General features: G+C 72.3%; 20 protein-coding genes and 1 pseudogene. 8 read left to right on the top strand and 13 right to left on the bottom strand.

Annotation, left to right across the window (positions count from 1 at the left end):
* On the bottom strand, positions 1–2,030 hold a 2,030-nt coding region (locus LLG88_14410), incomplete at its 3' end, for a M3 family metallopeptidase (GenBank protein MCE5248102.1).
* Positions 2,031–2,290: 260 nt separating this feature from the next.
* On the opposite strand from LLG88_14410, the gene LLG88_14415 reads away from it, so the two are divergent.
* Complete coding sequence (locus tag LLG88_14415; protein ID MCE5248103.1) at positions 2,291–3,145, top strand: GNAT family N-acetyltransferase; 855 nt, start codon at positions 2,291–2,293, stop codon at positions 3,143–3,145.
* 24 nt (positions 3,146–3,169) lie between these two features.
* On the opposite strand, the gene LLG88_14420 is transcribed toward LLG88_14415, so the two are convergent.
* Positions 3,170–6,265, bottom strand: a complete 3,096-nt coding sequence (locus LLG88_14420; GenBank protein ID MCE5248104.1) for an efflux RND transporter permease subunit — start codon at positions 6,263–6,265, stop codon at positions 3,170–3,172.
* A 141-nt stretch (positions 6,266–6,406) separates the two neighbouring features.
* On the opposite strand from LLG88_14420, the gene LLG88_14425 reads away from it, so the two are divergent.
* A complete protein-coding gene (locus tag LLG88_14425) occupies positions 6,407–7,075 on the top strand; it encodes a cation transporter (protein MCE5248105.1) in 669 nt (222 codons plus the stop codon).
* Positions 7,076–7,090: 15 nt separating this feature from the next.
* On the opposite strand, the gene LLG88_14430 is transcribed toward LLG88_14425, so the two are convergent.
* From LLG88_14430 to LLG88_14440, 3 genes are all read right to left on the bottom strand, one after another.
* A complete protein-coding gene (locus tag LLG88_14430) occupies positions 7,091–7,651 on the bottom strand; it encodes a methyltransferase domain-containing protein (protein ID MCE5248106.1) in 561 nt (186 codons plus the stop codon).
* A 110-nt stretch (positions 7,652–7,761) separates the two neighbouring features.
* Positions 7,762–8,253 (bottom strand): hypothetical protein, encoded by a 492-nt coding sequence (locus LLG88_14435; GenBank protein MCE5248107.1) that lies wholly within the window; start codon positions 8,251–8,253, stop codon positions 7,762–7,764.
* Between the two features lie 52 nt (positions 8,254–8,305).
* The gene (locus LLG88_14440) at positions 8,306–9,328 is read right to left on the bottom strand and encodes a hypothetical protein (GenBank protein ID MCE5248108.1); all 1,023 of its coding nucleotides are present in this window, start codon (positions 9,326–9,328) and stop codon (positions 8,306–8,308) included.
* Positions 9,329–9,544: 216 nt separating this feature from the next.
* Here LLG88_14440 and LLG88_14445 point away from each other — a divergent pair, with 216 nt between their 5' ends.
* Together LLG88_14445 and LLG88_14450 are read left to right on the top strand one after the other, a co-directional pair.
* Positions 9,545–10,213 (top strand): Smr/MutS family protein, encoded by a 669-nt coding sequence (locus tag LLG88_14445; GenBank protein MCE5248109.1) that lies wholly within the window; start codon positions 9,545–9,547, stop codon positions 10,211–10,213.
* Positions 10,214–10,503: 290 nt separating this feature from the next.
* The gene (locus LLG88_14450) at positions 10,504–11,406 is read left to right on the top strand and encodes a DUF481 domain-containing protein (protein MCE5248110.1); all 903 of its coding nucleotides are present in this window, start codon (positions 10,504–10,506) and stop codon (positions 11,404–11,406) included.
* Positions 11,407–11,515: 109 nt separating this feature from the next.
* Here LLG88_14450 and LLG88_14455 read toward each other — a convergent pair whose 3' ends face one another.
* Positions 11,516–12,274: a DUF695 domain-containing protein gene (locus LLG88_14455; protein MCE5248111.1), complete on the bottom strand. Its 759-nt coding sequence runs from the start codon at positions 12,272–12,274 to the stop codon at positions 11,516–11,518.
* A gap of 204 nt (positions 12,275–12,478) precedes the next feature.
* Between LLG88_14455 and LLG88_14460 the strand changes: the two genes are divergently transcribed.
* Positions 12,479–13,213, top strand: coding sequence for a hypothetical protein (locus LLG88_14460; protein MCE5248112.1), 735 nt, complete (start codon positions 12,479–12,481; stop codon positions 13,211–13,213).
* A 22-nt stretch (positions 13,214–13,235) separates the two neighbouring features.
* On the opposite strand, the gene ybaK is transcribed toward LLG88_14460, so the two are convergent.
* Positions 13,236–13,703 carry a Cys-tRNA(Pro) deacylase gene (gene ybaK / locus LLG88_14465; protein MCE5248113.1) on the bottom strand — a complete coding sequence of 156 codons (468 nt, stop codon included), beginning with the start codon at positions 13,701–13,703 and terminating at the stop codon, positions 13,236–13,238.
* Positions 13,704–13,774: 71 nt separating this feature from the next.
* Between ybaK and LLG88_14470 the strand changes: the two genes are divergently transcribed.
* The gene (locus LLG88_14470; GenBank protein ID MCE5248114.1) at positions 13,775–14,803 is read left to right on the top strand and encodes a glycosyltransferase; all 1,029 of its coding nucleotides are present in this window, start codon (positions 13,775–13,777) and stop codon (positions 14,801–14,803) included.
* Here the strand turns inward: LLG88_14470 and LLG88_14475 are convergent.
* The 6 genes and pseudogenes from LLG88_14475 to LLG88_14500 all read right to left on the bottom strand — a co-directional run bounded on the left by LLG88_14475 (position 14,755) and on the right by LLG88_14500 (position 22,038).
* Complete coding sequence (locus LLG88_14475) at positions 14,755–17,040, bottom strand: response regulator (protein MCE5248115.1); 2,286 nt, start codon at positions 17,038–17,040, stop codon at positions 14,755–14,757. The genes LLG88_14470 and LLG88_14475 overlap by 49 nt on opposite strands.
* Before the next feature lie 89 nt (positions 17,041–17,129).
* A complete protein-coding gene (locus tag LLG88_14480; GenBank protein ID MCE5248116.1) occupies positions 17,130–17,900 on the bottom strand; it encodes a TSUP family transporter in 771 nt (256 codons plus the stop codon).
* Positions 17,901–18,120: 220 nt separating this feature from the next.
* Positions 18,121–18,330 (bottom strand): annotated as a pseudogene (locus LLG88_14485) (biotin/lipoyl-binding protein).
* Between the two features lie 280 nt (positions 18,331–18,610).
* Positions 18,611–20,113, bottom strand: coding sequence for a pyruvate carboxylase subunit B (locus LLG88_14490; GenBank protein MCE5248117.1), 1,503 nt, complete (start codon positions 20,111–20,113; stop codon positions 18,611–18,613).
* Between the two features lies 1 nt (position 20,114).
* Complete coding sequence (locus LLG88_14495; GenBank protein MCE5248118.1) at positions 20,115–20,453, bottom strand: cupin domain-containing protein; 339 nt, start codon at positions 20,451–20,453, stop codon at positions 20,115–20,117.
* Between the two features lie 34 nt (positions 20,454–20,487).
* Positions 20,488–22,038, bottom strand: a complete 1,551-nt coding sequence (locus LLG88_14500) for an acyl-CoA carboxylase subunit beta (protein MCE5248119.1) — start codon at positions 22,036–22,038, stop codon at positions 20,488–20,490.
* 335 nt (positions 22,039–22,373) lie between these two features.
* Here LLG88_14500 and LLG88_14505 point away from each other — a divergent pair, with 335 nt between their 5' ends.
* Together LLG88_14505 and corA are read left to right on the top strand one after the other, a co-directional pair.
* Positions 22,374–23,747 carry a TIGR01777 family oxidoreductase gene (locus LLG88_14505; protein MCE5248120.1) on the top strand — a complete coding sequence of 458 codons (1,374 nt, stop codon included), beginning with the start codon at positions 22,374–22,376 and terminating at the stop codon, positions 23,745–23,747.
* Positions 23,748–23,882: 135 nt separating this feature from the next.
* Entirely contained in the window at positions 23,883–24,998 is a 1,116-nt protein-coding gene (gene corA, locus LLG88_14510; GenBank protein MCE5248121.1) for a magnesium/cobalt transporter CorA, read from the top strand.
* Positions 24,999–25,128: the final 130 nt, after the last annotated feature.

Below are 25,128 nucleotides of genomic sequence, written 5' to 3' on the forward strand. Positions count from 1 at the left end.
TCGAGGATGTTGCGCCGGAACGACGCGGCGGTCTTCTGGTCGAAGATCCCCTTCTCCTCGAACGCCTTGAAGGCGTCGCAGACGAGGACGTCGGCCCAGATGTAGCTGTAGTAGCCGGCGGAGTAGCCGCTGCCGCCGCCGAAGATGTGGTTGAAGTACGGGCTGCGGTAGCGCACGACGATCTCGGGGATCAGCCCCATCCGCTCCAGCGACTTCCGCTCGAACGCCGCGGCGTCCGGCTCCTCGCCCGCGGGGATCGTGTGCCAGTCCATGTCGAGGATCGACGCCGCGAGGTACTCCACGGTGTCGAACCCTTGGTTGAACTGGCCGGCCTTCTTGATCTTCTCCACCAGCTCGGCGGGAATCGGCTCGCCGGTCTTCCAGTGCTTGGCGTAGACCTTCAGCACCTCCGGCTGCAGCGCCCAATGCTCCATGATCTGCGAGGGGAGCTCGACGAAGTCGCGCGGCATGTCGTCGAGCGCGCCGTAGTGGACCTTGGAGAAGAGCCCCTGCAGCGCGTGTCCGAACTCGTGGAAGAGGGTGTGCACTTCCTCGAGCGAGAGGAGCGCCGGCGCGTCCTGCGTCGGGCGGGTGAAGTTGAGCACGTTGGTCACGATCGGCCGCACGTCCTTGCCGTCCACGAACCGCTGGCCGCGCAGGCGGCCGCACCACGCGCCGCCGCGCTTGCCGGGACGCGGGTGGTAGTCGGCGGTGTAGACGCCGAGGAACGAGCCGTCCTTGTCGCGCACCTCGAACGTGCGGACCTCGGGGTTGTACTTCGGCAGGTCGGTCCGCTCCTTGAACGTCACGCCGTAGAGGCGGTTCGCGGCGTAGAAGGCGCCGGCGCGGACCTGGTCGAGCGGGAAGTAGGGGCGGAGCGCCGCGTCGTCGAGGTCGTAGCGCGCCTTGCGCTCCTTCTCCGCGTAGTAGCGCCAGTCCCACGGCTCGAGCTTGAAGTCGCCCCCTTCGGCCTTGATCCGCGCCTGCAGGGCGGCCGCCTCGTCCTTCGCCGCCTCGATCGCCGGCTTCCAGAGCTGGTCGAGCAGGTCGTAGACCTTGGCCGGCGTCTTGGCCATGTTCTCGTCGAGGATGTAGTCGGCGTGCGTCTTGTAGCCGAGGAGGTTCGCCCGCTCGGCGCGCAGCGCGGCGATGCGGGAGAGGACCTTCTTGTTGTCGAAGGCGTCGTCGTGGTCGCCGCGGCTGATGTAGGCCTCGAGCAGCTTGCGGCGCAGCTCGCGGTTCGCGGCGAACGTCTCGAACGGCCAGATCGACGGCGCCTGGAGCGTGAAGACCCACTTCCCCGGCTGGCCCGCGGCCTTGGCCGCGTCGGCCGCGGCGGCGACGACGGCCGGCGGCAGCCCGGCGAGGTCCGCCTCCTTGTCGATCACGAGGCGGAAGGCGTTCGTCTCCTTGAGCAGGTTGTCGCCGAACTTGACCCCCAGCGTCGCCAGCTCCTGGTTGACCGCGCGCAGCCGCGTCTGCTTCTCCGGCGGAAGGTTGGCGCCGCCGCGGACGAACCCCTTGTACGTCTCCTCGAGCAGCTTGCTCCGCTCCCGGTCGAGCTTGAGCGCGGCGCGCTGTTCCCAGACCGCCTTGACGCGGGCGAAGAGCGCGGCGTCGAGCGCCTCGTCGTCGCGCAGCGCGGCGAGCTTCGGCGAGACCTGCCGCGCGATCGCCTGCAGCTGCTCGTTCGTGTCGGCCGAGGAGAGGCTGTAGAAGACCGACGAGACCTTCTCCAGCAGCTGGCCGCCGCGGTCGAGCGCCTCGATCGTGTCGGCGAAGCTCGGCGCTTCCTTCCGGGCGTCGATCGCCGCGATCTCCGCCTTCCTTTGGCGGATCGCCTCGTCGAACGCCGGGAGGTAGTGCTCCGCCTTGATCTTGTCGAACGGCGGCATCGCGAACGGCGTCTTCCACTGCTCGAAGAACGGGTTCGCGGCGGGCGCCGGCGCGGCGGCCGGCGGGGCGGGGGGCTGCGCCGCCGCGGGCAGGGCGCACGCGGCGACGGCGAGGGCGGCGAGGCGTTTCCTCATCGGCAGGTCTCCTGTGGGGAATTCGGGCGCGCGGCTGCGCGCGTCGAGCATTGTAGGCCGCCGCTCGCGCGCGCCGAACGACCGCTCGTCGGCCGTGCGGCGCCGCCCGTCGCCCCGCGCGCCCCGCCCGGCGTTCGCCCGCCGCCGCGCCCGCGCCGCGGTTGCTACGATCGCCCCGCCGTCCGATCTTCCCCGGCCGGCGCGCGGTCGCGGCGACCGTCGCGTCGCCGGGCGGCCGCGGGCGGCGGCGGGAGGGTTCGGTGGAGACGATCCGGTTCCTCGGCGCGGACGACGCGCCGGCGTTGCTCGACGCGTTCAACGACGCCTTCGCCGACTACGCCGTAGACGTGCGGATGGACGAGGCGCGGTTCCGCGATCTCCTGGCGCGCCGCGCGGTCCGGCTCGACCTCTCGGTCGGCGCCTTCTCCGGCGGGCGGATCGTCGCCTTCCTCGCCAACGGCTTCGCCTCGTGGCGCGGCGCGCCCTCGGCCTACGACTCGGGGACCGGCGTCGTTCGCGCGTTCCGCGGCCGCGGACTGGCGGCGCGGACGTTCGACTTCGCCGCGCCGCGCCTCGTCGCCGAGGGGGCGCGCCGCTACGTCCTCGAGGTCCTCGCCTCGAACGAGCCGGCGCTGCGGATCTACCGCGCCAAGGGGTTCGCGCCGACGCGGCGGCTGCTCTGCTTCGAGGCCGGGCGGGCGACGGTCGCGGCGCGCCCCGCGGCGGGCGTCGTCGTGCGCGAGGCGCCGGGGCTCGACGCGGCGTTCGCCGCGGCGTCCGGCGACTTCGCGCCGTCGTGGCAGAACACGTCCGAGGCGCTGGCGCGCAGCCTCGCGCCGCGGACGACGCTGGAGGCGTTCCTCGACGGGCGCCGCGCCGGCTGCGCGGTCGTGGTCCCCTCGACCGGCGACCTGCCGCTGCTCGCCGTGGAGCGCGGCTTCCGCGGCCGCGGCGCCGGATCGGCGCTCCTCGCGGCGGCGGCGCGCGCGGCGGGCGCTCGGCCGCTGCGCGCGATCAACGTGGACGCCGCGGCGGCGGAGACGGCGCGGTTCCTCCGCGCGCGCGGCTTCGCCGAAACGGCGGCGCAGTTCGAGATGGAACTGCCGCTCGGCTGACCGCGCGCCGCCGCGTCGCCGGCGTCAGGACGCGGCGTCCGCCGCGGCCGCGGCCGGCTTCCGCGACAGGAGCTCCTGCAGCCGCTCCATGTAGAGGTAGAAGACCGGCGTCACGAAGAGGGTCAGCGACTGCGAGACGATCAGTCCGCCGACGACCGCGAGGCCGAGCGGGCGGCGCGCCTCGGCGCCGGCGCCCATGCCGAGCGCGATCGGCAGCGTGCCGAACAGCGCGGCCATCGTCGTCATCATGATCGGGCGGAAGCGGGTCAGGCTCGCCTCGTAGATCGCCTCGCGCGCCCCCTTGCCGGAGCGCCGCGCCTCGACGGCGAAGTCGACCATCATGATTCCGTTCTTCTTCACCAGGCCGACGAGCATGATGATGCCGACGAAGGCGTAGATGTTGAGGTCCATGCGGAAGGCGAGCAGCGCGAGCAGCGCCCCCGCGCCGGCCAGCGGCAGCGCGGAGAGGATCGTCAGCGGGTGGATGAAGCTCTCGTAGAGGATCGCGAGGACCATGTAGATCACGAGGACGGCCAGCAGGAGCAGCAGGCCGAGCCCCTGCAGCGACGACTGGAAGACCTGCGCCGTCCCTTGGAACGTCGCCGTCATCGTCGCCGGCAGCGTCTCGCGCGCGAGGTCGGCGACCGCCGCCGTCGCCTCGCCGAGCGAGACCCCCGGCTTGAGGTTGAACGAGAGCGTCACCGAAGGCTGCTGTCCGGAGTGGTTGACGGAGTAGGGGCCGGCGCCCTTGGTCAGCCGGACGAGCGTGTCGAGCGGCACCAGCCGTCCGTCCTTGCTCCGCACGTAGAGCGCGGAGAGGTCGGCGACGCTGCTCTGGTGCTCCGGCGCCAACTCCATGATCACCTGGTACTGGTTGTTGGGGGCGAAGATCGTCGAGACCTGCCGCGTGCCGTAGGCGGTGTAGAACGCCTCCTCGATCTGCTCCGGCGTCACCCCCATCGCCGCCGCGCGGTCGCGGTCGATGTCGATGTCGATCTGCGGGTTCGCGAGCTGCTGGTCGGTGCTGACGTCCTGCAGCAGCGGATGGGCGCGCAGCCGCCGCTCGAGCAGCGGCGCCGCGCGGTACAGCTCGTCGGTGTCGGGGCCGGTGAGCGTGAGTTGGTACTGGCTGCGCGAGCCGCGGCCGCCGATCTGGATCGCCGGCGGGCTCTGCACGACGACGCGGAGGCCGGGGATCCGGGAGAGCTTCGGCCGCAGCCGTTCGACGATCTCGTCGGCGGAGGCGCGGCGCCGGTCGCGCGGCTTGAGGCGGATGTTGAAGGTGCCGACGTTGAGCCCCGCGCCGCCGCCGCGGCCGCCGATCGTCCACATGAAGGCGTCCACGTCGGGTTCGGCGGCGAGCGCGTCGGCGACGCGGCGCATGTGGCGCCGCATGTCCTCGAAGGCGACGCCCTGCGCCGCCTCGGCCGAGCCGTTGAGCGTGCCGATGTCCTGGTTCGGCACGAACCCCTTCGGCACGACGACGAAGAGGACCGCGGTCAGCGCCGTCAGGATCGCCGTCGCGGCCATCGTCGCCCGCTTGTTGTCGAGCGAGAAGCGGAGCGCCGCGGCGTAGGCGGCGAGCGCGCCGTCGAACGCCCGCTCCGACCAGGCGTAGAGCCGCCCGCGGCGCTTCTCCGACGCCGGGCGGAGGAAGCGCGCCGCGAGCAGCGGCGTCAGCGTGAGCGAGACGACGCCGGAGACGATGACCGCCACGCCGATCGTCACCGCGAACTCGCGGAACAGCCGGCCGACGACGCCGCCCATGAAGAGGACCGGGATGAAGACCGCGGCGAGCGAGATCGTCATCGAGACGATCGTGAAGCCGATCTCGCGCGACCCCTCGAGCGCCGCCTCCAGCGGCGCCGCGCCCCGCTCCATGTGCCGGACGATGTTCTCCAGCATCACGATCGCGTCGTCCACGACGAACCCGACGGAGAGGGTCAGCGCCATCAGCGAGAGGTTGTCGAGGGAGTAGCCGAGCAGGTCCATCGCCACGAACGTGCCGACGATCGACATCGGCATCGCCAGCGAGGGGATGACCGTCGCCGAGAGGCGCCGCAGGAAGAGGAAGATCACCAGCACGACGAGGCCGAGCGTCAGCAGCAGCGTGAACTGGACGTCGTTCACCGACTCGCGGATCGAGACCGCGCGGTCGTAGAGCGTCTCGATCGAGCAGCCGGCGGGGATCTGGCCGCGGAACGACGGCAGCAGCTCGTTGACGCGCCGGACGACCTCTACGGTGTTCGTCCCCGGCTGGCGCTGGATTGCCAGCACGACCGAGCGCGCGTCGCCGAACCAGGCGGCGGTCTTGTTGTTCTCCACGCCGTCGAAGACGTTGCCGAGCTGCTCGAGCCGCACCGGCTGGCCGCCGCGGTAGGCGACGATCATCGGGCGGTAGGAGGAGGCACGCAGCAGCTGGCCGTTCGCCTGCAGCGTGTAGGTCTTGTCGGGGGCGTAGAGGACGCCGGTCGGACGGTTGACGTTCGCGGCGTCCACCGCCGCTTGCACCTCGTCGATCCCGAGGTCGCGGCTGGAGAGCTCGCGCGGGTCGAGCTGGATCCGCACCGCGTACTTCTGCGCGCCGTAGACCTGCACCTGGGCCACGCCGGGCAGGGTGGAGATCCGCTGCGCGATCGTCGTCTCGGCGTATTCGTCGAGGTCCCAGAGCGGCAGCGTCTTGGAGGTCAGGGCGAGAAAGAGGACCGGCTGGTCGGCGGGGTTGACCTTGCGGTAGCTCGGCGGGTACGGCATGTCGCGCGGCAACTGGCGGTTGGCCCGCGCGATCGCCGCCTGCACGTCCTGCGCCGCGGCGTCGATGTCCCGGTCGAGCGAGAACTGCAGCACGACGCTCGTCGAGCCCTGCGAGCTGGAGGAGCTCATCGAGTCCACGCCGGCGATCGTCGCGAACTCCTTCTCCAGCGGCGTGGCGACCGACGAGGCCATCGTGTCGGGATTGGCCCCGGGCAGCGAGGCGCTGACGGAGATCGTCGGGAAGTCCACCGTCGGGAGATCGCTCACCGGCAGCCGGCGGTACGCCATGAGGCCGAAGATCAGGATCGCCGCCATGACCGTCGTCGTCATGACGGGCCGCTTGATGAACGGAGCGGAGAGGTTCATTGCGTCGCGTCCCGATGGGTCGCCGCCGGGCGGCGGAGGCGCGGGCGGCGCGCCTCGCCGTGCAGTCTGAACCCCGGCGCGGCCGCGGCCAAGACCGTACTCTCGTCGGAGCGGCGCAAGCGCGTCGCGGAGAGGACGGCGATGGACGCGGACGGCGAGCCGCGCGGCGGCGTCGCGGCGGGCCCCGGGCCTCGCGCCGACGGCGCGCTTCTGCGGCGGGCGGAGCGGCTCGAGTGGTTAACCGTCGGCTGGAACGTCGCCGAAGGAGCGATCGGAATCGCCGCCGCGCTTCTCGCCGGCAGCTCCGCGCTGCTCGGATTCGGCGTGGACAGCGGCGTCGAGAGCCTCTCCGGCGTCGTCCTGCTGTGGCGCCTGGCCGCGGAACGCCGCGGCGCGGACGAGGCCCGCGTCGAGCGCATCGAACGTCGGGCGCGGCGACTCGTCGCCCTGTCGCTCTTCGCGTTGGCCGCCTACGTCGCGTTCGAGGCGGGCTCGCAGCTTTGGCGCGGCGAGCGTCCCCGCCCCTCGATCGTCGGCGTCTGCCTGACGATCGTCTCCGCGGCGCTGATGCTGCGGCTGGCGCGCGCGAAGCGGCGCGCGGCGGCCGCGCTCGGGAGCGGCGCCTTGGCCGCGGACTCGGTGCAGACCTCGGCCTGCTTCCTGTTGTCGATCGTCGCGCTCGCCGGCCTCGCGCTCAACGCCGCCTTCTCGTGGTGGTGGGCCGATCCGGCGGCCGCCCTCGGCGTCGCCGCTTTGGTCGCGCGCGAGGGGCTCGAGGCGTGGCGCGGGGAGGAGTGCGGCTGCCGCTGAGCGCGGCTCGTTCTCTCAGGCGTTGAGGAACGTCGCGCCGTGCATCCGCGACGCGCGCGGCGCGGGGCCGTCCGCGAAGCCCAAGGCCCGCGCGCAGGCGAGCGAGCGCTCGAAGTCCTCGCGGGAGACGTGCCCGCGCGGCTCGACGAGGACGAGCCGTCCGTCCGGCTTGAGCGCGCGCTTCACCTCGGCGAGGAACGCCGCCTGGTCGGGAACCTCGTGGAGCATCTGCAGCACGAACGCGACGTCCACTTGCCCCGCGAGGTCGTCGGCGCCGAGGCTCTCCGCCCCCGCGAGCCGCGTCTCGATCCGCGCGGCGAGGCCCGCCCGCGCGGCGCGCCGCGTCAGACCGTCGAGCATCTTCCGCTGCAGGTCGATCGCCACGACCCGCCCGCCCGGGCCGACGAGGCGCGCGAGGTCGAGCGTGTAGAACCCCATGCCGCACCCCGGCTCGAGGACGAGCGCCCCTTCGGCGACGTGCGGGGCCAAGAGCGGCCGCGGATCGGCCAGCCAGCGGCGCAGCGGGCAGACGAGGGCGTATCCCAGCCACCAAGGGCAGACCGAACGACGGCTCATCACGTCTCTCCCGGCGCGGTCGCCGCGCTCCGCGACAACGCCCGCGCCGCCGCGCTCTCCGAAACGGCGCGCGCCGCGGCGTTCTCCGCAACAACGCGCGCGTCGCGGCGCTACAGCGGTCGGCGCAGCATAGTCCCGGTCGCGAGGAAATGGTCGAGCGAGCGGGCGAGCCACGCCGTGCGCTCGCGGAGCGGCGCGAAGTCGGTCGGGCGCGCGCCGCGGATGTGCGCGTTCCCGGCGTCGGAGATGCCGGTGAGCCGGTAGGCGAAGCGCAGCCGCGAGCCCCCCTCCGCGCGCGGCGCGACGTCGATCGCCATCTCGATCAGGGCGAAGGCGGGGATCACGCGCACGAAGGCGACCCGCCGCCGCTCCGGATCGTGGAGCGTGGTGAACCAGACCGTCTCCGAGCCGTCCTCGTTCTTGGTGAGGAAGACCGCCCCCGGCTCGACGAGTCCGGAGCGGCTGCGCAGCAGCTCGCCGTTCCAGCCGTCGAGCCACTCGTGTTCCCGCACCGGGCAGAGCAGCGGAAAGACCGCGTCCGGCGCCGCGGCGAGGTCGTGCTCGAAAACTCGCTCGTCCAACTCGACCGTGCGTTCGCTCATCGCGAGCCTCCTTGCGAACCGCGCCGCCGCGGCGGCGCGGACGATGCGGCGTTCAGGCCGGGGCCGCGCCGCGCGCGGCGCCGACGGCGAGGGCCGCGACCGCGGCGCGCGGCGCGTCGAGCGGCACCTCGGCCGACGTCGTGCAGAGAAGAAAGCGCCCGCCCGCGCCGTGGCGTTCGACGAGGGCCGCGCACTCGTCGGCGATCTCCGCCGGCGGCCGCGAGCCGAGCCGCGGACCCGCGGGCCCGCTGGCCAGGAGGCGCTTCGGGCCGAGGACGCCGCGGACGCGCGTCGGATCGTCGTCCGGCGCGAGCACGGCGCCGACGACCGCGCGCGCCGCGAGGACGAGGTCGGCGTGGGCGAGGAACGGACCGTCGGCGTGATGGACCAGGATCGGTCCGGCGACCCGGCCGAAAGACGACGGCGCCAGCTCGGCGGCGAGATGCGCGGCGAACCGGCGCGGCAGGACGCGCGGCCCGATCAGGCCGCACGTCGCGACGACGCAGTCCGCGCCGTCGCCGAGGAGCGCGTCGGCGTAGGCGACGAAGAAGGCGCTCGTGGCGGCGAGGGCGTCCCGCGCGGCGGCGGGATCGAACAGCAGCGTCTCCAGCCAGCCGTCGACGCCGAAGAGGAGCGCGGGGAGATCGAACGGGCCGGGGATCGCCGCGGCGACGACGCGGCGCCCGCGATGATCTTCGGCCATGCGCCGCACCGCCTCGCGGTGGAACAGCAGCCGCGGCTCGACGTCGAGCAGCGGCGGACGCCACGCCGCGAGCGCCGCCGGCCCCGACAAGGCGGGGCGCTCGAGCTTCGGCGCTCGGTCCGCGAGCGGCGTCGCCTCGCCGCCGAACGCCGCGCCGAGGAGCGCGAAGGCGAACGGCGCGAAGACGACGTCGGGATCGAAGAGGTCCGCGACGGCCGACTGGCCCGCGGCGTAGACCGCGGCGTCGCCGTAGTGGTCCGCGAGCGGCGCGCCGGTGAGGGCGGCGCCGTACAAGCCGAGGAGCGGCGCGACCGGCGTCCGGTCGTGCGGCGCGCCGGCGAGCGCGGCCGCGACCCGTTCCGCGCCGGTCACGCGGCCCTCTCCGCCGCGACGACGCGGGCGCGGCGCCGGTCGAGCGCCGAGGGCGCCGCGGTCCCGGGACGGGCCGCGTCGTCGATCAGCCGGAGCGACACGTCCTGCGCTTTCATCGTCCACCTCCGCCGCGCGAGGGAAATATAGGCGGGACCGCCGCGCGGCGGCGGCGCGCGCCGGGGCGCGTCCTCGCCGGACTGTGTATTCTGGGCGCCGATGGACAAGAAGGACGGCGGAAAGCGGCCCGGAAAGGCCGACACCGAGGAATGGGCGCGGCTCTTCGGCGTCGATCTCGACGCGCCGAAGGACGACGGCGGCGATCTGTTCCGGCGCGCGATGAGCGGCGTGAAGCCGATCGCGCGCGAAGGGCTCGTCGCGCCCCGTCGTCGCGCCGCGGCGCCGGCGCCGCCTTCGCCGGACGAGGCGCCCCTTCCGCCGCCGCCTCCGGCCGCGGCCGGCCCGGCGAACGGCGCGCCGCCCGCCCCCGCGCCGAAGCACGTCGAGGTCAGCCCGCTCTTCCAGCGGATCGAGTGCCGCGGGCGCGACTGCACGAAGGCGCAGTTCGCCGACCTGCTCTCCGGCGCCTCGAAAGTCGAGGCCCGAATCGACCTGCACGGGCTCGACCGGGAGCAGGCGGAGGCCGCGACCGACAGCTTCGTCGGCGGCGCCCTGCACGCCGGACGGCGCGTCGTGCTCGTGATCTGCGGCAAGGGACACGGATCCCCGGGCGGGGAAGCGGTCCTCAAGCGCTGGCTGGCCGACTGGCTGGCGCGCGGGCCGCGCGCGGCGAGCGTCCTCGCGTTCTGCTCCGCCCAGCCGAAGGACGGCGGAACCGGCGCGGTCTACGTCCTGCTGCGCCGCCGCAAGCCGGCCGGGGGGCGTTGACCTCACGGTGAAGCCGAGACTGTTGCACGGGGACGATCGTCGGCGGCCGTAGGAATGAAACGCCCCGACGGCCGCGCGCGGCGGGCCGTCGAGGCGTTGGACGAGGGGTTCCCGGCGCGGTCAGGGGGACGCGTGGCTTGAGCCGTTGGCGTGCAACAGGCTCGGCTCCACCGTGCGTTGACCTCGTCGTGAAACTGCGCGGCGCGCGTCGTTTCATGGACCGAGCCGCGCGTCGCGTCCACAATCTCTTGCGGCATCGCCCCGAGCCGCCGTGGGATAAGGAGCGCTCGATGACGCCGCATCGATTCGTCGTTGCCGCCGCCGCGGCACTCGCCGCCGCCGTTCCCGCCTTCGCGACCGGCCCCGCCGCCGGGCCCGCGCCGTTTCCCGTGGCCGCGCCGCCGCCCCCGGCGGGACCGCAGACGAAGACCGGCTGGTTCGACACGGCCGAGCTGGGGTACGTCCAGACGTCGGGGAACGCGGCGAGCAACTCGTACAGCTTCAAGAACACGCTCGTCCGCGCCTGGACCGCGTCCACGCTGACGCTGAAGATCAGCGGCGTGCGCGCCGAGTCGACCGACATCTCGCGGCGCGCGGTCGGCGTCCCCGGCGACTACGTCGTCGTCGAGGACCGCACGAACCGGCTGGCGGCGGAGAACTACATCGCCGCGCTCCAGTACGACCGGAAGGTCTCGCAGCATCTCTTCTGGTTCGCGGGGGGCGGTTGGGACCGCAACCGCTTCGCCGGAATCGAGAACCGCTACGTCGCCGCGGCCGGCGTCGGGACGATCTGGCGCGACGACGCCAAGACGAAGTTCAAGACCGAGTACGGCGTCTCCGACACGAGGCGCGGGAACATGGCCGGCGAGACGGACAACTATCTCGGCTGGCGGCTCGGCTGGGACTGGTCGCGGAAGGTCGGCGCGACGGCGACGCTCGCCAACCTGGCGGTGCTCGACGGCAGCCTCAAGCACGGCGGCGACTGGCGGGGCGACATGACGTCGTCGCTCTCCGTCGTGATCAACAAGAACCTCGCGCTCAAGGCCAGCCTGCGCTGGCTGCTGGCGAACGAGCCGGCCTCGACCGACGTCGATCTCTACGATCCGACGGGGGCGCCGACCGGCCTCAAGGTTCCCGCGGAGTTGCGGCGCCTCGACACGTTCATGACGACGTCGCTCGTCGTGAACTTCTGACGAGAAGCGCCGCCCCCGCGGAGGCCGTCCGTCGCGGACCGCCGACGAAAAGCGCCGCCCCGGGGGACGGCGCTCGTCGCGGACGCTCCGCGCGCGGCGGGACGCGCCGTCAGGGAGCGGGCGCGACCGGCTCGGTCTCCCAGCCGTCGTAGACGCCGCGGCTCTTGTGCGCCGCGTCGAGCAGGCCGAGGACGACGTCGTTCACGGTCTCCCAGTCGACGGCGTGCCGGCCGACGAGATGCACGCGGTAGCGCGTCCTTTCGTCGTCCTTGACGTCGGGGCTTTCGGCCACGCGGTACCGCCCTTCGGGAAGCTGCTTGACGAAGGCGGCGCGGTCCTTGCGCGCGTCGAAGCTGAACCAGTGATGCACGTCGTGCGGCTGGTCGAGTTGGTCGCCGCGCTCCTGCAGCGCGAAGACCGTGCGGCGGTTTTGGATCAGCTCCAGCTCTTCGGGCGTCGGGAAGAGGGACTCGAAGTAGAACGTCCACTCCGGATCGTCGCGCAGCCCCTGTTCGGCGCGGACGACCGGGCCGTCGGCCAGCGCCTCCTTGGCGACCTCGAGGAACGGCGCGTCCTCGGCGACGTAGAAGTAGAGCTCGCGCCGGCCGCGCGTCGTGGCCCGCCCGACGTAGACGGCGTCGATCTGCTCTTCGAGGCGCGCGCACAGATGAACTTCGATCGACGAGAGCCGCTCCGACTCCGGCTGCGACGGCATGCCGTCCTCGCGCGGATGTTCCATGTAGATCCAGATCCAGCCGAGCGACGGGCGCTCCGGATCGGGCGCGGTCTGCGAAAGGCCGAGATCGACCGAGATCGAGGCGGGGGCTTCCTCGACGGTCGTGAAAAAGAAATCCCAGTTGTCGGACATCGGCGTTTCTCCAAGTCCGCCCGGTCGGCGGGAGAAGCTCGGCCGGCGCGGAACGCGGCCCGCGGTCCGGGGGGGCCGGGAGCGCCCCGCATAATAGCGTCGAAGGGGAGCGAATAGGGGCGGGCGGGGGAAAGTTGTCGCTTCGCGCCGCCGACGCTCCGCGTAGGGTATCCTCGTCCGTCACCCAACGAATGGGAGCCGATCATGAGCCGACTGCTTTCCTGTCTTGTCGCCGCGCTGGCTTGCTGCGCGCTCCTCCCCGCGTTCGCCCAACAGACGCCGGGCGCGGGGCGCCCGATGACCAACGAAGACGTCGTGAAGCTCTGTTCGCTCGACCTCGGGGACGACCTCGTCGTCGAGGCGATTCGGCGCGCGCCGAAGGTCGAGTTCCGTCTCGACGTCGACGCCCTCGCCGCGCTGCGCGAGAAGAAGGTCAGCCGCGACGTGATCCGCGCGATGTTCGACCGCGTTCCGCCGCCGCCGGCGCCGGTCGCCGCGCCGCCCGCCCCGGCCGCCGTTCCCGCCGCGCCCGCCGTCGCCGTTCCGGCGCCGCCGACGACCGGCAAGGACGCGTGGACGCAGGCCTGCTACGCCTCGTACAAGTACCACGGCTCGCTGCTCAAGGGCCGCCGCTACGAGGTCGCCTTCGAGGCCGCGGACATCGACCCGGCCGCCGCGTTCAAGCGGATCCAGGCGCGCGCCCGCCGCTCGGCCGAGAAGTTCACCGAGGTGGACGAGAAGGCCGGCCGCCTCGTGATTCAGCGCGGCGCGGAAGCGGACGACGGTCCGATGTCCGAGATCACCTTCGTCGCCCGTCCGGCCGCGGCCGGCGGGGCGCGGCTCGAGGGGGTCTACCAGGTGCAGCGCGGCATCTTCGCCCACACCGACATCAAGGAAATGCTCTGCGACTGGCTGATCAACGAAGCGCCGCAGGACTGAAGAGCGTCCGCGCGGGGGCCGGTCACTTCGCGATCGGCCCCGGCGTTCCCTTCGTCGCGCGCAGGTAGTCCGCCGGGGCGATCAGCAGCTGCAGGCCGCGCGCGCCGGCGGAGACCGAGACGACGTCGAACAGCTCGATCGTCTCGTCCACGAACACCGGAAAGTCCTTCTTCGCGCCGATGGCGGTCACGCCGCCGCGGACGTAGCCGGTGAGCGGCTGCACTTCCTTGAGCGGAACAGTGTCCACCTTTCGGTCGCCGCACAGCTTCGCCAGCGCCTTGAGGTCGAGCTGCGTCCCGGCGGGGACGACGGCGAAGAGCGGCCCGGTCCGTTCGCCGCGGGCGACGAGCGTCTTGAAGACCTGCTCCGGCGGCAGCCCGACCTTCCGGGCGACCGTCTCGGCGCTCAGGTCCTCGGGATCGACTTGGTACTCGCGGAGTTCGAACCGGATTCCGTGGGCCTCGAGCAGTCGCGCGGCGTTGGTCTTCACTTTTGTCCCTCGCGGCGCGTCAACCGCGGCGCCGCCGCGGCGTCTTGTCTAGCCAGAGGGTTCGGCCGGCAATGTACGACGCCTCGACGATCCACATTCTGAACCCGTTCCTGAACGCCTGCGGCGGGAGCGAGCGGCGCGCGCTCGCGCTGCGCGACCTGCTGCGGACGCGGCGTCGCGTCCGCCTGTGGCGTTTCGCGGACAAGGCCCCGGACCCGGAGATCGCCGCGGCCTATCCGCTGGAGACGATCCGCGGGCTTCACTTTCCGCGGGGCGGCACGATCGTCTGCGTCGGCGGCTACTTCCGCATCGGCGAGTGGATTCGCCTCGCCTTTCCCCAGCGGGTCGTGCTGGTCTTCAACACGCCGGACCGCGAGGACTTTCTTCACGCGACGCGGCGCCTCGCGCGCGCGCGGCGGCCGATCGAGTACCGCTTCGCCTCCGACGCGCTGCGCCGTTTGGCGGGCGCGCCCGGCGGCGTCGAGCTCTCGCCGATCGACCTTGAGCGCTTCGTCCCCCGTCCGGCCGACGCGTCGCGTCCGTTCACCGTCGGCCGGCTGAGCCGCGACTCGCACGGCAAGCATCACCCCGACGATCCCGAGCTGTATCGGCGTCTCGCCGCGGCGGGATGTCGCGTGCGCGTGATGGGCGGGATGTCGCTCGCGCCGTTCCTCGCCGGCGTTCCCGGCGTCGAACTGCTGCCGGAGGGCGCGGCGCCCGCCGAGGAGTTCCTCGCCGGGCTCGACGTCTTCCTCTACCGCACGGGGCCGGATTGGCTCGAGCCGCACGGACGGGTCGTGACCGAGGCGATGGCGGCGGGGCTGCCGGTCGTCTGCCACGCGCGCGGCGGCTACACCGAGTTCGTCCGCGACGGCGAGAACGGGCTGCTGTTCGGGACGAACGGCGAGGCTGCCGCGGCCGTGGCGCGGCTGCGCGCGGCGCCGGCGTTGCGCCGCGCCCTCGGCGCGCAGGCCCGCGCGGACATGGAGCGGCGGCTCGGGCCGGCCTACGTCGCCGAAATTGTCGACTTCTACTGCCGCGCCGTCGCCGCTCAGCCGTTCTGGGACGTCGGGCGCCGGCAGGCCTCGACCACGCGCTGAAGCTCCTCGATCTTGACCGGCTTGGCGACGTAGTCGTCCATCCCGGCCATCAGGCAGCGCTCGCGGTCCCCCTGCATCGCCAGCGCCGTCAGCGCGACGATGCGCGGGCCCCACTGCCCTTCCTGCGCCGCGCGGATCCGCCGGCAGGCCTCGAGGCCGTCCATCTCCGGCATGTTGATGTCCATCAGCACGAGGTCGTACTCCTGCCGCGCCGCCGCGGCGACCGCCTCGACGCCGTCGGCGACGACGTCGGCGCCGTAGCCGAGCCGCTGCAGCATCCGGACCGCGACCTTCTGGTTGACGATGTTGTCCTCGGCGAGGAGGATCCGCGGCGCGGACGGCTCGGCGGCCTTGGCCGTCTCGGCCGGCGGCCGCGCCGCGGCCGGCGCCGGCGCGGGTTCGCTCGGCGCGGCGGACGCGACGGGGACCGGCGCCGCCTCGAGCAGCGGGACGTCGATCGTGAAGCTGAAGACCGAGCCTTGGCCGGACCGGCTCTCGACGATCATCTCCCCGCCCATCATCTCGACGAGGCGGCGGCTGATGATCAGGCCGAGGCCGATCCCGCCGTAGCGGCGGGTCAGCGAGACGTCGATCTGGCTGAACGGCTGGAAGAGGTGGCCGAGCCGGTCCTCGGGGATGCCGATCCCGGTGTCGCGGACCGAGAAGCGGAGCGTGGCGCGGTCGCCCGCCCCTTCGTGCCGCGTCGTCGCCGCCACGTCCACCTGCACGCCGCCGCGTTCGGTGAACTTGATCGCGTTGCCGACGACGTTGACCAGCACCTGCCGCAGCCGCGCGCCGTCGCCCAGGACGAGCCGCGGGACGCGGGGATCGACGTCGAGCCGCAGGGCGAGCCCCTTCGCCCGCGCCTGCACGTCGAGCCACTTCAGGCACCCCTCGATGCAGGAAGCCGGCTCGAGCGGGCGCGCGTCGAGGTCGAGCTTGCCGGTCTCGATGCGCGAGAAGTCGAGGATGTCGTTGAGCAGCGAGAGGAGCACCTGGCTGCTGGCGCGGATCGCCTCCGCGTACTCGGACTGCTCGACCTGCAGCGGCGTGCTCAGCAGCAGCTCGGTCATTCCGACGACCGCGTTGAGCGGCGTGCGGATCTCGTGGCTCATCGTGGCGAGGAAGGTGCTCTTGGCGCTGCTCGAGGCGAGCGCCTCCTCCTTCGTCTCGCGCAGTTCGTCGAGCGCCTGCTGGCGCGCGAGGGCGCCGGCGAAGCTGTTGGCGACCGCGCCGAGGATCGCCTTCTCGCCGGCGGCGAGCGTGCGCTCGGCGCGGAGCATGTCGTAGCGCAGGACTCCCCAGAGCCGGCTCTCCACGAAGATCGGCGCGATCAGCGCGGCGCGGATCCCTTCCGACTGGAAGAACCGCCGCGCGTCCTCGGGCATCGTGCGCGCCGAGTCGGCGACGAGTTCGCCCAGCGCGAGGCGGGCGAAGATCGACGCCAGCTCGGGCGGCGGCGGGTAGCCCTGCAGTTCCGGCTTCCCCAACTCCGGCTCGATCCCCTCGGCGACCCATTCGTGGGCCAGCGAGAGGAGCGGGGCGGGGGACATCGGGTCGGGGATGAACTCGAAGACGCGGATCCGGTCCATGCCGGAGGCGCGGCCGAGAGCGGCGAGGGCGCGGTTCACCGCCGTCCCTTGGCTCGGCGCGGTCAGCAAATGCTCGGTCGCCTCCGCGACCCCCTTGGCCAGTTCGTCGCGCCGCCGGACTTCCTCCTCCGCGGCGCGGACCCGGCTGGCGTCCCTCATGATCCCGACGACGCCGAGGAACTCGCCGGCCGGCCCGTCGATCCGGCGGGTGTGGACTTCGCCCCACAGATAGCCGCCGTCCTTCTTGAGGTAGCGCATCTGGTAGCGGGCGAAGTCGGTCCGCCCTTCGAGCATCGGCTGGTAGTAGGAGAGGTTCCGGTCGCGGTCGGCGGGGTGGATGAAGTCGTGCGAGGGACGCCCCAGCATCTCCTCGATCGAGAAGCCGCTCAGCTTCGTCCACGCGTCGTTGATGTAGACGAACCGCCCCTCGTGGTCGGTCTGGACGACGACCTCTTCCATGCCGCGCGACTCGCGCACGAGCCGCTCGCGGCACTCCTCGAGCGAGGCCGCGGGCCGGCACGATTCGGGCAGCGGGAAGGGAAAGTCCTCGCGGAGCTCCCAGTCGAGGAGCAGGTTCCACTGTTCGGGGGTCGGGGGCGTGGAGCTGACCTCCAGCCCGAGGTCGAGCATCAGCTTGCGCAGCATCGTCCTTCCGCGCGCCGGACGAAGTCGCCCGTCGCCTCTCCGGTGCAAGTTAGGGCGCCGCGCGCCCGCCGTCGAGAAATCGCCGCGCTTCAGCGGGCCATCTGCCACGCCAGTCGCGCCACGAGGGCGAGACTGACCGCGATGACCATGCCGCGGACGACGCTCTGGCCGCGGCGGATCGTCACGTGGGCCCCGGCGAACGCGCCGAGCGCCTCGCCGCAGCCCATCGCCAGCGCGATCTTCCAGAAGAACAGCCCCTTGGCGGCGAAGACCGCGACGGCGGCGAGGTTCGAGGCGAAGTTGGCGACCTTGGCGTTGGCGCTCGCCGCGTCGAACGGATCCCGCCACAGCCAGACGTAGGCCATGATCAGGAACGTCCCCGTGCCGGGGCCGAAGAAGCCGTCGTAGCAGGCGATCCCGCCGGCCACGAGCGCCGCCAGCCAGGCCGGACGGGTCCGCGGCGGCAGCGGCCGCGCGGCGGGACGGCGCAGCAGGAGCAGCAGCGCCACGGCGAAGAGCAGCGCCATGACGAGGGGGCGCAGCACGTCGGGCGGGACGGCGGTGACCAAGGCCACGCCGAGCGCGGCGCCCGCGAGCGCGGGGAGGAAGCTCCGGCTCGCGCGCCGGCGGTCGAGCAGCGGCGAGCGGGCGAAGCGGGCCAGCGCCATGCCGGAGCCGAAGACGCTCTGGGACTTGTTGGCCCCGAGCGCCTGCGCCGGCGGAAGCCCCGCCAGCAGCAGGGCGGGGAGGGTGATCAGGCCGCCGCCGCCGGCGATCGCGTCGACGAAGCCGGCGGCCACCGCGGCGCCGCCGAGCAGCGTCAGGGCGAGCGGTCCGAGCGCGGCCGCGTCGACGATCATCGCCGGTCCCTCCCGCGCGGGACGGTTCGGGTCGCCGCGCGCGGCGATTGTCCGCCGGGCGCGGCGCGCGCGCGAGCGGCCGGCCGCGCCGCGTCGGCGTCGTGCGGGCGCCGTCGGGACCTGGGTCGGGCGCGGCGGGTCGGCGTCGCCGGCGAACCGCATGGAAAAAGCGAACGCCCCCGGGTTTCCCCGGGGGCGTCGGCGGAAAAGCGGAGAAACGTCAGGCGTTGGCTTCGACGTTCATCAGGACCTGGCGCATCTCGACCGTGTCGCCCTGCTTCACGTGCACGGCCTTGACCACGCCGCTCTGCTTGGCGTGCAGCTCGTTCTGCATCTTCATGGCTTCCAGGATGCAGACCGTGTCGCCGGCCTGGACGCGGTCCCCTTCCTTGACGAGGATCTTGATGATCAGGCCCGGCATGATCGCCGTCACGGCGCCCGCTTCGTCGGCGGAAGCCTTGCTGGCGGCCTTCTTCGTCTTGGCGGCCTTCGGCTCTTCGAGCCCGACCGCCTGCACGGGATAGGCGATGCCGTCGAACTTGGCCGAACCGCCGGCCACGTCCACGGCGTGCGGGGTGCCGTTGACGGTGACGTTGTTGCCGGACACCGTCGTCGGGAACTCCACGCCGTTCACGAGAACCAGGTCGCCGCGCCGTTCGATGTCGAACGCGATGCCTTCCAACGTGAGCTTGAACTTGGTCGCGGCCATCTCACCACCCCCGCGTCAGGGCGGCGCGCCCGGCCTGCTTCCAAGCCGCCACCGCCGGACCGGCGGCCGCGGCCTGGAGGCCGGCGGCCTTCGCCGCCTCCTTGGCGTCCGCCTGCTTGAACATCATCGCCGCGATCGCGGCGGCCATCTCTTCCTTGCCGCCGAGACCCTTGGCGCGCCGCTCGAAGAACGGCTTCGCGATCTGCGGGAACAGCGCGTAGGAGACGATGTCCTCCTCGCTCTGCGCCAGATCGCCGATCTCCCGCTTGGCCTGCTCCCAACCCGGGGCGAGCATGTCGGCGGGGCGGCAGGTGATCGGCTTCTCGTCGCCGATCGCCTTCTTGACGAGCCACTCGGCCACCGGGGCCGGGGGCGCGCCGTAGAAGCCGCGGATGTACTGCTTCACTTCCTCGGGGATCACCTTGTAGCGCTCGCCGAGCATCACGTTCAGCGTCGCCTGCGTGCCGACGATCTGGCTCGACGGGGTGACCAGCGGGGGGAAGCCCAGGTCGGCGCGGACCCGCGGAACCTCGGCCAGGACGTCGTAGTAGCGGTCCATCGCGCCCTGCTGGCGCAGCTGGCTGACGAGGTTGGAGAGCATGCCGCCCGGCACCTGGAACTCGAGCACGTTGACGTCCACCGGCGCGACGCCCGCCTCGAACGAGGCGTACTTCTTGCGCGTCTGGATCATCGTGCGCGCGACGCCGGCGAGCTTGGAGAGTTCGAGGCCGGTGTCGCGGTCCGTGCCGCGCAGGATCGCGACGAGCGTTTCCGTCGGCGGCTGCGAGGTGGAGAGGGCCAGCGCGGAGATCGCGGTGTCCACGCCGTCGATTCCGGCTTCGGCGCACTTGAGGAGCACGGCCGTGCCCATGCCGGAGGTGTAGTGCGTGTGGAGGTGGATCGGGATGCTCACGCCCTTCTTGAGCGCCTTCACCAGCTCGTAGGCCGAGTACGGGTCGATCAGGCCGGCCATGTCCTTGATGCAGATCGAGTCCGCGCCGAGGTCGGCCAGCTCCTGGCCCATCTCCACGAACTTCTGGATGGTGTGGACCGGGCTGGTGGTGTAGCTGATCGTCGCCTGGACGTGGCCGCCTTCGCGCTTGGCCACTTCCATGCAGTAGCGCATGTTCCGGATGTCGTTCAGGGCGTCGAAGATGCGGAAGACGTCCATCCCGTTCCGGCGCGCGCAGACGACGAAGTGCTCCGCGATGTCGTCCGGGTAGTGCTTGTAGCCGAGCAGGTTCTGCCCGCGGAGCAGCATCTGGGTCTTCGAGTTGGGCATCGCCTTGCGCAGCACGCGCAGGCGCTCCCACGGATCCTCGCCGAGGAAGCGCATCGCGCTGTCGAAGGTCGCGCCGCCCCAGCACTCGATCGAGAAGTAGCCCATCTGGTCGAGGATCGACGCGACGGGCAACATGTCCTCGAGGCGCATGCGCGTGGCGAGCAACGACTGGTGCGCGTCGCGCAGCAACGTCTCGGTGATCTTCAGTGGATTCTTTGCCATCTCACACCTCGCTCATTTCCGCCGGCGTCGCGAACATCTCCTTGGGCTTGATCATCAGCACCAAGGCCCCGTTCTCGGAGTACGGGCTGTGGGTCGTGTACGCGCGCACGACGGTGCTCTCGCCCTTCTTGAGGACGAGCGGCTCCTGATTGCGCAAACGGAGCGTGAACTCCCCGTCCATCACGATGTAGAACTCGTCCTTGGTGTGCCGGTGGAACGGGAACTCGCCCTTGAAATGCAGCACGTAAACCGCGTGGTCGTTGACCTGCCCCAGCTCGAGGTGCGTGTACGGGGCGTTCAGGACCGCCGCGAGTTCGTCGATGCTCGTCTTGCTGGCCATGTCCGTTCCTCCTCGGTCGGAAGGATGAGAGCGATCAAAGGGGCATCGTGTTGTGCTTGCGCGGCGGGTTCGTGTCGCGCTTGTTCTGGCAGGCCTTGAGCGCGGCGATCAGCTTCGGCCGCGTTTCCTTCGGCTCGATCACGTCGTCGAGGAAGCCGCGGGAGGCCGCCACGTACGGGTTGGCGAACTTGTCCGCGTATTCCTTGATCAGCTCGGCGCGGCGCTCGGCCGGGTCGGCCGCCTTCTCGATTTCCTTGCGGAAGACGATGTTGACCGCCCCGTCCGGGCCCATCACCGCGATCTCGGCCGACGGCCAGGCCGCGTTGAAGTCGCCGCGGAGGTGCTTGGAGCTCATCACGCAGTAGGCGCCGCCGTAGGCCTTGCGGGTGATCACGGTCAGCTTGGGGACCGTCGCCTCGCAGTAGGCGTGGATCAGCTTCGCGCCGTGGACGATGATCCCGCCGTGCTCCTGGTCGACGCCGGGCATGAAGCCGGGGACGTCTTCGAAGGTCACGATCGGGATGTTGAAGGCGTCGCAGAAGCGCACGAAGCGCGCGCCCTTGATCGAGGCCTTGATGTCGAGCACGCCGGCGAGGACGATCGGCTGGTTGGCGACGATGCCCACGACCGCGCCGTCGAGGCGGGCGAAGCCGACGACGATGTTGCCGGCCCACTGCTCGTGGATCTCGAAGAACTCGCCGTTGTCGACGACGGAGTGGATGACGTCCTTGATGTCGTAGGGCGAACGCGGATCGTCGGGGACGACGGAGTTCAGCGACTCGTCCATGCGGTTCGGATCGTCGCCCGTGTCCTGCTTCGGCGGATCCTCGAGGTTGTTCGCCGGCAGGTAGGCCATCAGGGCCCGCACCTGCTCGAACAGGTCGTCCTCGTCCTCGGCCACGACGTGGCAGACGCCGCTCTTCGCCGCGTGCGGCTTGGCGCCGCCCAACTCGGCCTGCGTCACGTCCTCGCGGGTCACCGACTTCACGACTTCGGGGCCCGTGATGAACATGTACGAGGTGTTCTTGGTCATGAAGATGAAGTCGGTCAGCGCCGGGCTGTAGACCGCGCCGCCGGCGCAGGGGCCGAGGATCAGGCTGATCTGCGGGATCACGCCCGAGGCCATCGTGTTGCGCAGGAAGATGTCGGAGTAGCCGGCGAGGGCCAGCACGCCTTCCTGAATCCGGGCGCCGCCGGAGTCGTTCAGGCCGATGATCGGGCAGCCGTTCTTGAGCGCGGCTTCCATCACCTTGCAGATCTTGGCCGCGTGGGTCGCGCCCAGGCTGCCGCCGAGGACCGTGAAGTCCTGGCTGTAGACGTAGACCTGCCGGCCTTCGATCATGCCCCAGCCCGTGACGCAGCTGTCGCCGAGGAACGTCTTCCCGGCGAGGCCGAAGTCCGTGCAGCTGTGGGTGACGAAGCGGTCGATCTCGTGGAACGACCCCTTGTCGAGCAGCGCCTCGAGCCGCTCGCGCGCCGTCTTCTTGCCCTTGGCGTGCTGCGCGTCGATGCGTTCTTGGCCGCCGCCCTGCAGTCCCTGCTCTTTCTTCTGCCGCAGGGCCTCGATCTTCGAGAGAGTAGCCATCGAGCCTCCTGGAGTGCGCCTCGTGGGCATGGTCGGATCACTGCCGTCGCACAAATATGCCGCGCGGGGTGAGTTCGCGCGGGCACGGGCGCCGTGTTTGCCGTGAAGAAATACGCGATCCGTCGTCCGCCGCGCCGCTCGTCGTCGCCGCGATGGCGGCGACCGCGCGGGCCGGAAACCGCAACATCTTACATGGCGCCCCAAGGGGCGGCCAGACGCGCGGCGCGGTCGTTCGGCGGCGGGATGCGCCGCCTCGACGGCCGCCCGGAGCGGCTTCCCCGCCGCCGCCTCCGGCGTATCGTAAAACCGGTCGCGACCGGCGACGGAGGATCGTCATGCCCCGCCTCGAATTCGAAACGCGCCTCGCCGCCGCGCCGGCCGAAGTCTTTTCGTGGCACGTTCGCCCCGGCGCGGCGACGCGCCTGCTCCCGCCGTGGCGTCGGGCGCGCGTCCTGCGCGACGACGGGGTGCGGGAAGGGACGCGGACGGCGGCGGAGCTGCGGTTCGGCGGGATGCGCCGCCGCCTGCTGGCGCGGTGCGTCGAGGTCGATCCGGACCGGCGCTTCGTCGTCGTCCAGGAACGGGGCCCGTTCGCGAGCTTCCGGCACGAAGTGCTCCTCGCCCCCGCGGACGGCGGAACGGCGCTCGTCGATCGGCTGGACTACGAGCTGCCGTGGGGCGCGGCGGGCCGCGTCGCCGCGGGCCGGGCGGTCGAGCGCGAGCTTCGGCGCATGTTCGAGCATCGGCGCCGCCGGGCCGCGGACGACATCGCCAGGCTGCAGGCGACGCCGCCGCCGGCGCGCGTCGTGGTCGGCGGGGCGTCGGGCCTCGTCGGCCGGCAGGTCGCGGCGTTCCTGCGGGCGGGCGGTTCGCGCGTGGCCGCGCTCGTCCGCCGCGAGCCGGAGTTCGGCGACGACGCCGTCTTCTACGACCCGCGGCGCGGGATTCTGGATCCGGCGGCCCTCGCCGGCGCCGACGCGGTCGTCCATCTCGCGGGGGCGCCGATCGCGGCGCGTTGGACGGCGCGGCGGAAGCGGGAGATCGAGGAGAGCCGCGTGGCCTCGACGCGGCTGGTGTGCGAGGCGCTGGCCAAGGCGCCGCGGCGGCCGCGCGCGCTGGTCGTCGCCTCGGCGATCGGCTACTACGGCGCGGGGCCGGGGGACGTCGAGTTCGACGAGGACTCGCCGGCCGGCGCCGACTTCCTCGCCGACGTCTGCCGGAGTTGGGAGGCGGCGACGCTGCCGGCGGAGGAGGCGGGGGTGCGGGTGGTCCGCCTGCGGCTGGGGATGGTCGTCGCCGCGGCCGGCGGGGCGCTGGCGAAGATGCTGCCCGCGTTCCGCTGCGGTCTCGGCGGGCCGTTCGGCGACGGGCGGCAGTGGGTCAGTTGGATCGCGCTCGACGACGTCGTCGGCGCCGTCGCCGCCTGCCTCGGCGACGAGCGGCTGCAGGGGGCGGTCAACGCCGTCGCGCCGGGGGCGGCGACGAACGCGGAGTTCGCGCGCGCGCTGGGGCGCGCTCTCGGGCGTCCCGCGGCGCTGCCGGCGCCCGCGGCCGCGGTGCGCTTCCTCTTCGGCGAGATGGGGGAGACGATGCTCCTCCGCGGCGCGCGGGTGCGCGCGCGGCGGCTCGCGGCGAGCGGCTTCCCGTTCCTTCGTCCGACGCTGGAGAGCGCGTTCGCGGCGGAGCTGGGGCTCCCCGCGCCGCGCTGACCGCCGCCGTCGGCCGGCTCGCGCTCCGCGGTTCGCGTCGCGCCCCGTCGATCTTCGCGTCCTCGCCGCGCGAATCGTCGCCGGTCCGCCCGCGCGCCGCCGCGCTGCCTTACGATGCGGGCGGAGGAACCGCGCATGACACATCGTCGAGTCCGGGGGGCGTTGGCCGGGGCGAAGCGGCGGCTGCCGCCGGGGACGTCCCCCGGCACGATCCGCGTCGATCCCGCCTCTCCGGCGCCGATCATCACCGCGATCGCCTACGGGCCGGAGGGAGAGGTCGTCGAGCGGCGCGTCGCCGCGGGCGAGCTGGCGGCGCTCAAGGGATCGGCGCCGATCCTGTGGGTGAACATCGAGGGGCTGGGGGACGCCGAGGCGATCCGCGAGATCGGGCGGGTCTTCGGCCTGCATCCGCTGGCGCTCGAGGACGCCGTCAACGTGCATCAGCGGCCGAAGGTGGACGCCTTCGCCGGCAACCTCTTCATCGTCGCGCGGATGGCCGACGAGGCGGAGGGACGCCTCTGCACCGAGCAGCTCGGGCTCTTCCTCGGCGAGGGGTTCGTGCTCACGTTCCAGGAGCGCCGCGGCGACTGCTTCGATCCGGTGCGCAACCGGCTGCGCCTCGCCGGGCCGATCCGCGCCAAGGGCGCCGACTATCTCGCCTACGCGCTGCTCGACGCCGTGGTGGACAACTGGTTCCCCGCGCTCGACAAGTGCGAGGAGCGGATCGACGTGCTGGACCGCGTGGTGCCGGTCGGCCCGCCGCGCGAGACGATCCGCGCGATCCACGACCTGCGCGCCGACTTGGTCGTCGCCCGCCGCGCGATTTGGCCGCTGCGCGACGCGCTGGCCGCGCTGGTGCGCGACCAGCACCCGCTGGTGCGGGAGGACACGCGGCTCTACCTGCGCGACTGCCAGGACCACGTCGTGCAGCTGATCGACGTGCTGGAGACGAGCCGCGAGCTGTCGGGGCAGTTGGCGGAGCTGCACCTCTCCTTCGTGAGCAACCGGCTCAACGAAGTGATGAAGGTGCTGACGGTGATCTCGACGATCTTCCTGCCGCTGTCGTTCATCGCCGGGCTCTACGGGATGAACTTCCAGCCGGAGAAGTCGCCCTGGAACATGCCGGAGCTGGGGTGGAGGTACGGGTATCCGTTCGCGCTGTTGTTGATGGCCGCGATCGTCGTCGCGATGCTGTGGTATTTCGCGCGGCGGGGGTGGTTGTCGTCTTCTGAACCGACCGACAGACCGTAGGCCGCTGGGCGCCGGCGGCTTGTGTTTCGCGCGTTGTTTCGTGGGGCGCGCGGGACTCGCTGGTCGCGCGCGGCGCGGCGGGGGGCGGCGGCTCCGCGACGGGGCAACGCTGCGCCGCCGCCCCCCGCCG

The sequence above is a fragment of the bacterium genome, assembly GCA_021372775.1.
Taxonomy (GTDB): domain Bacteria; phylum Acidobacteriota; class Polarisedimenticolia; order J045; family J045; genus JAJFTU01.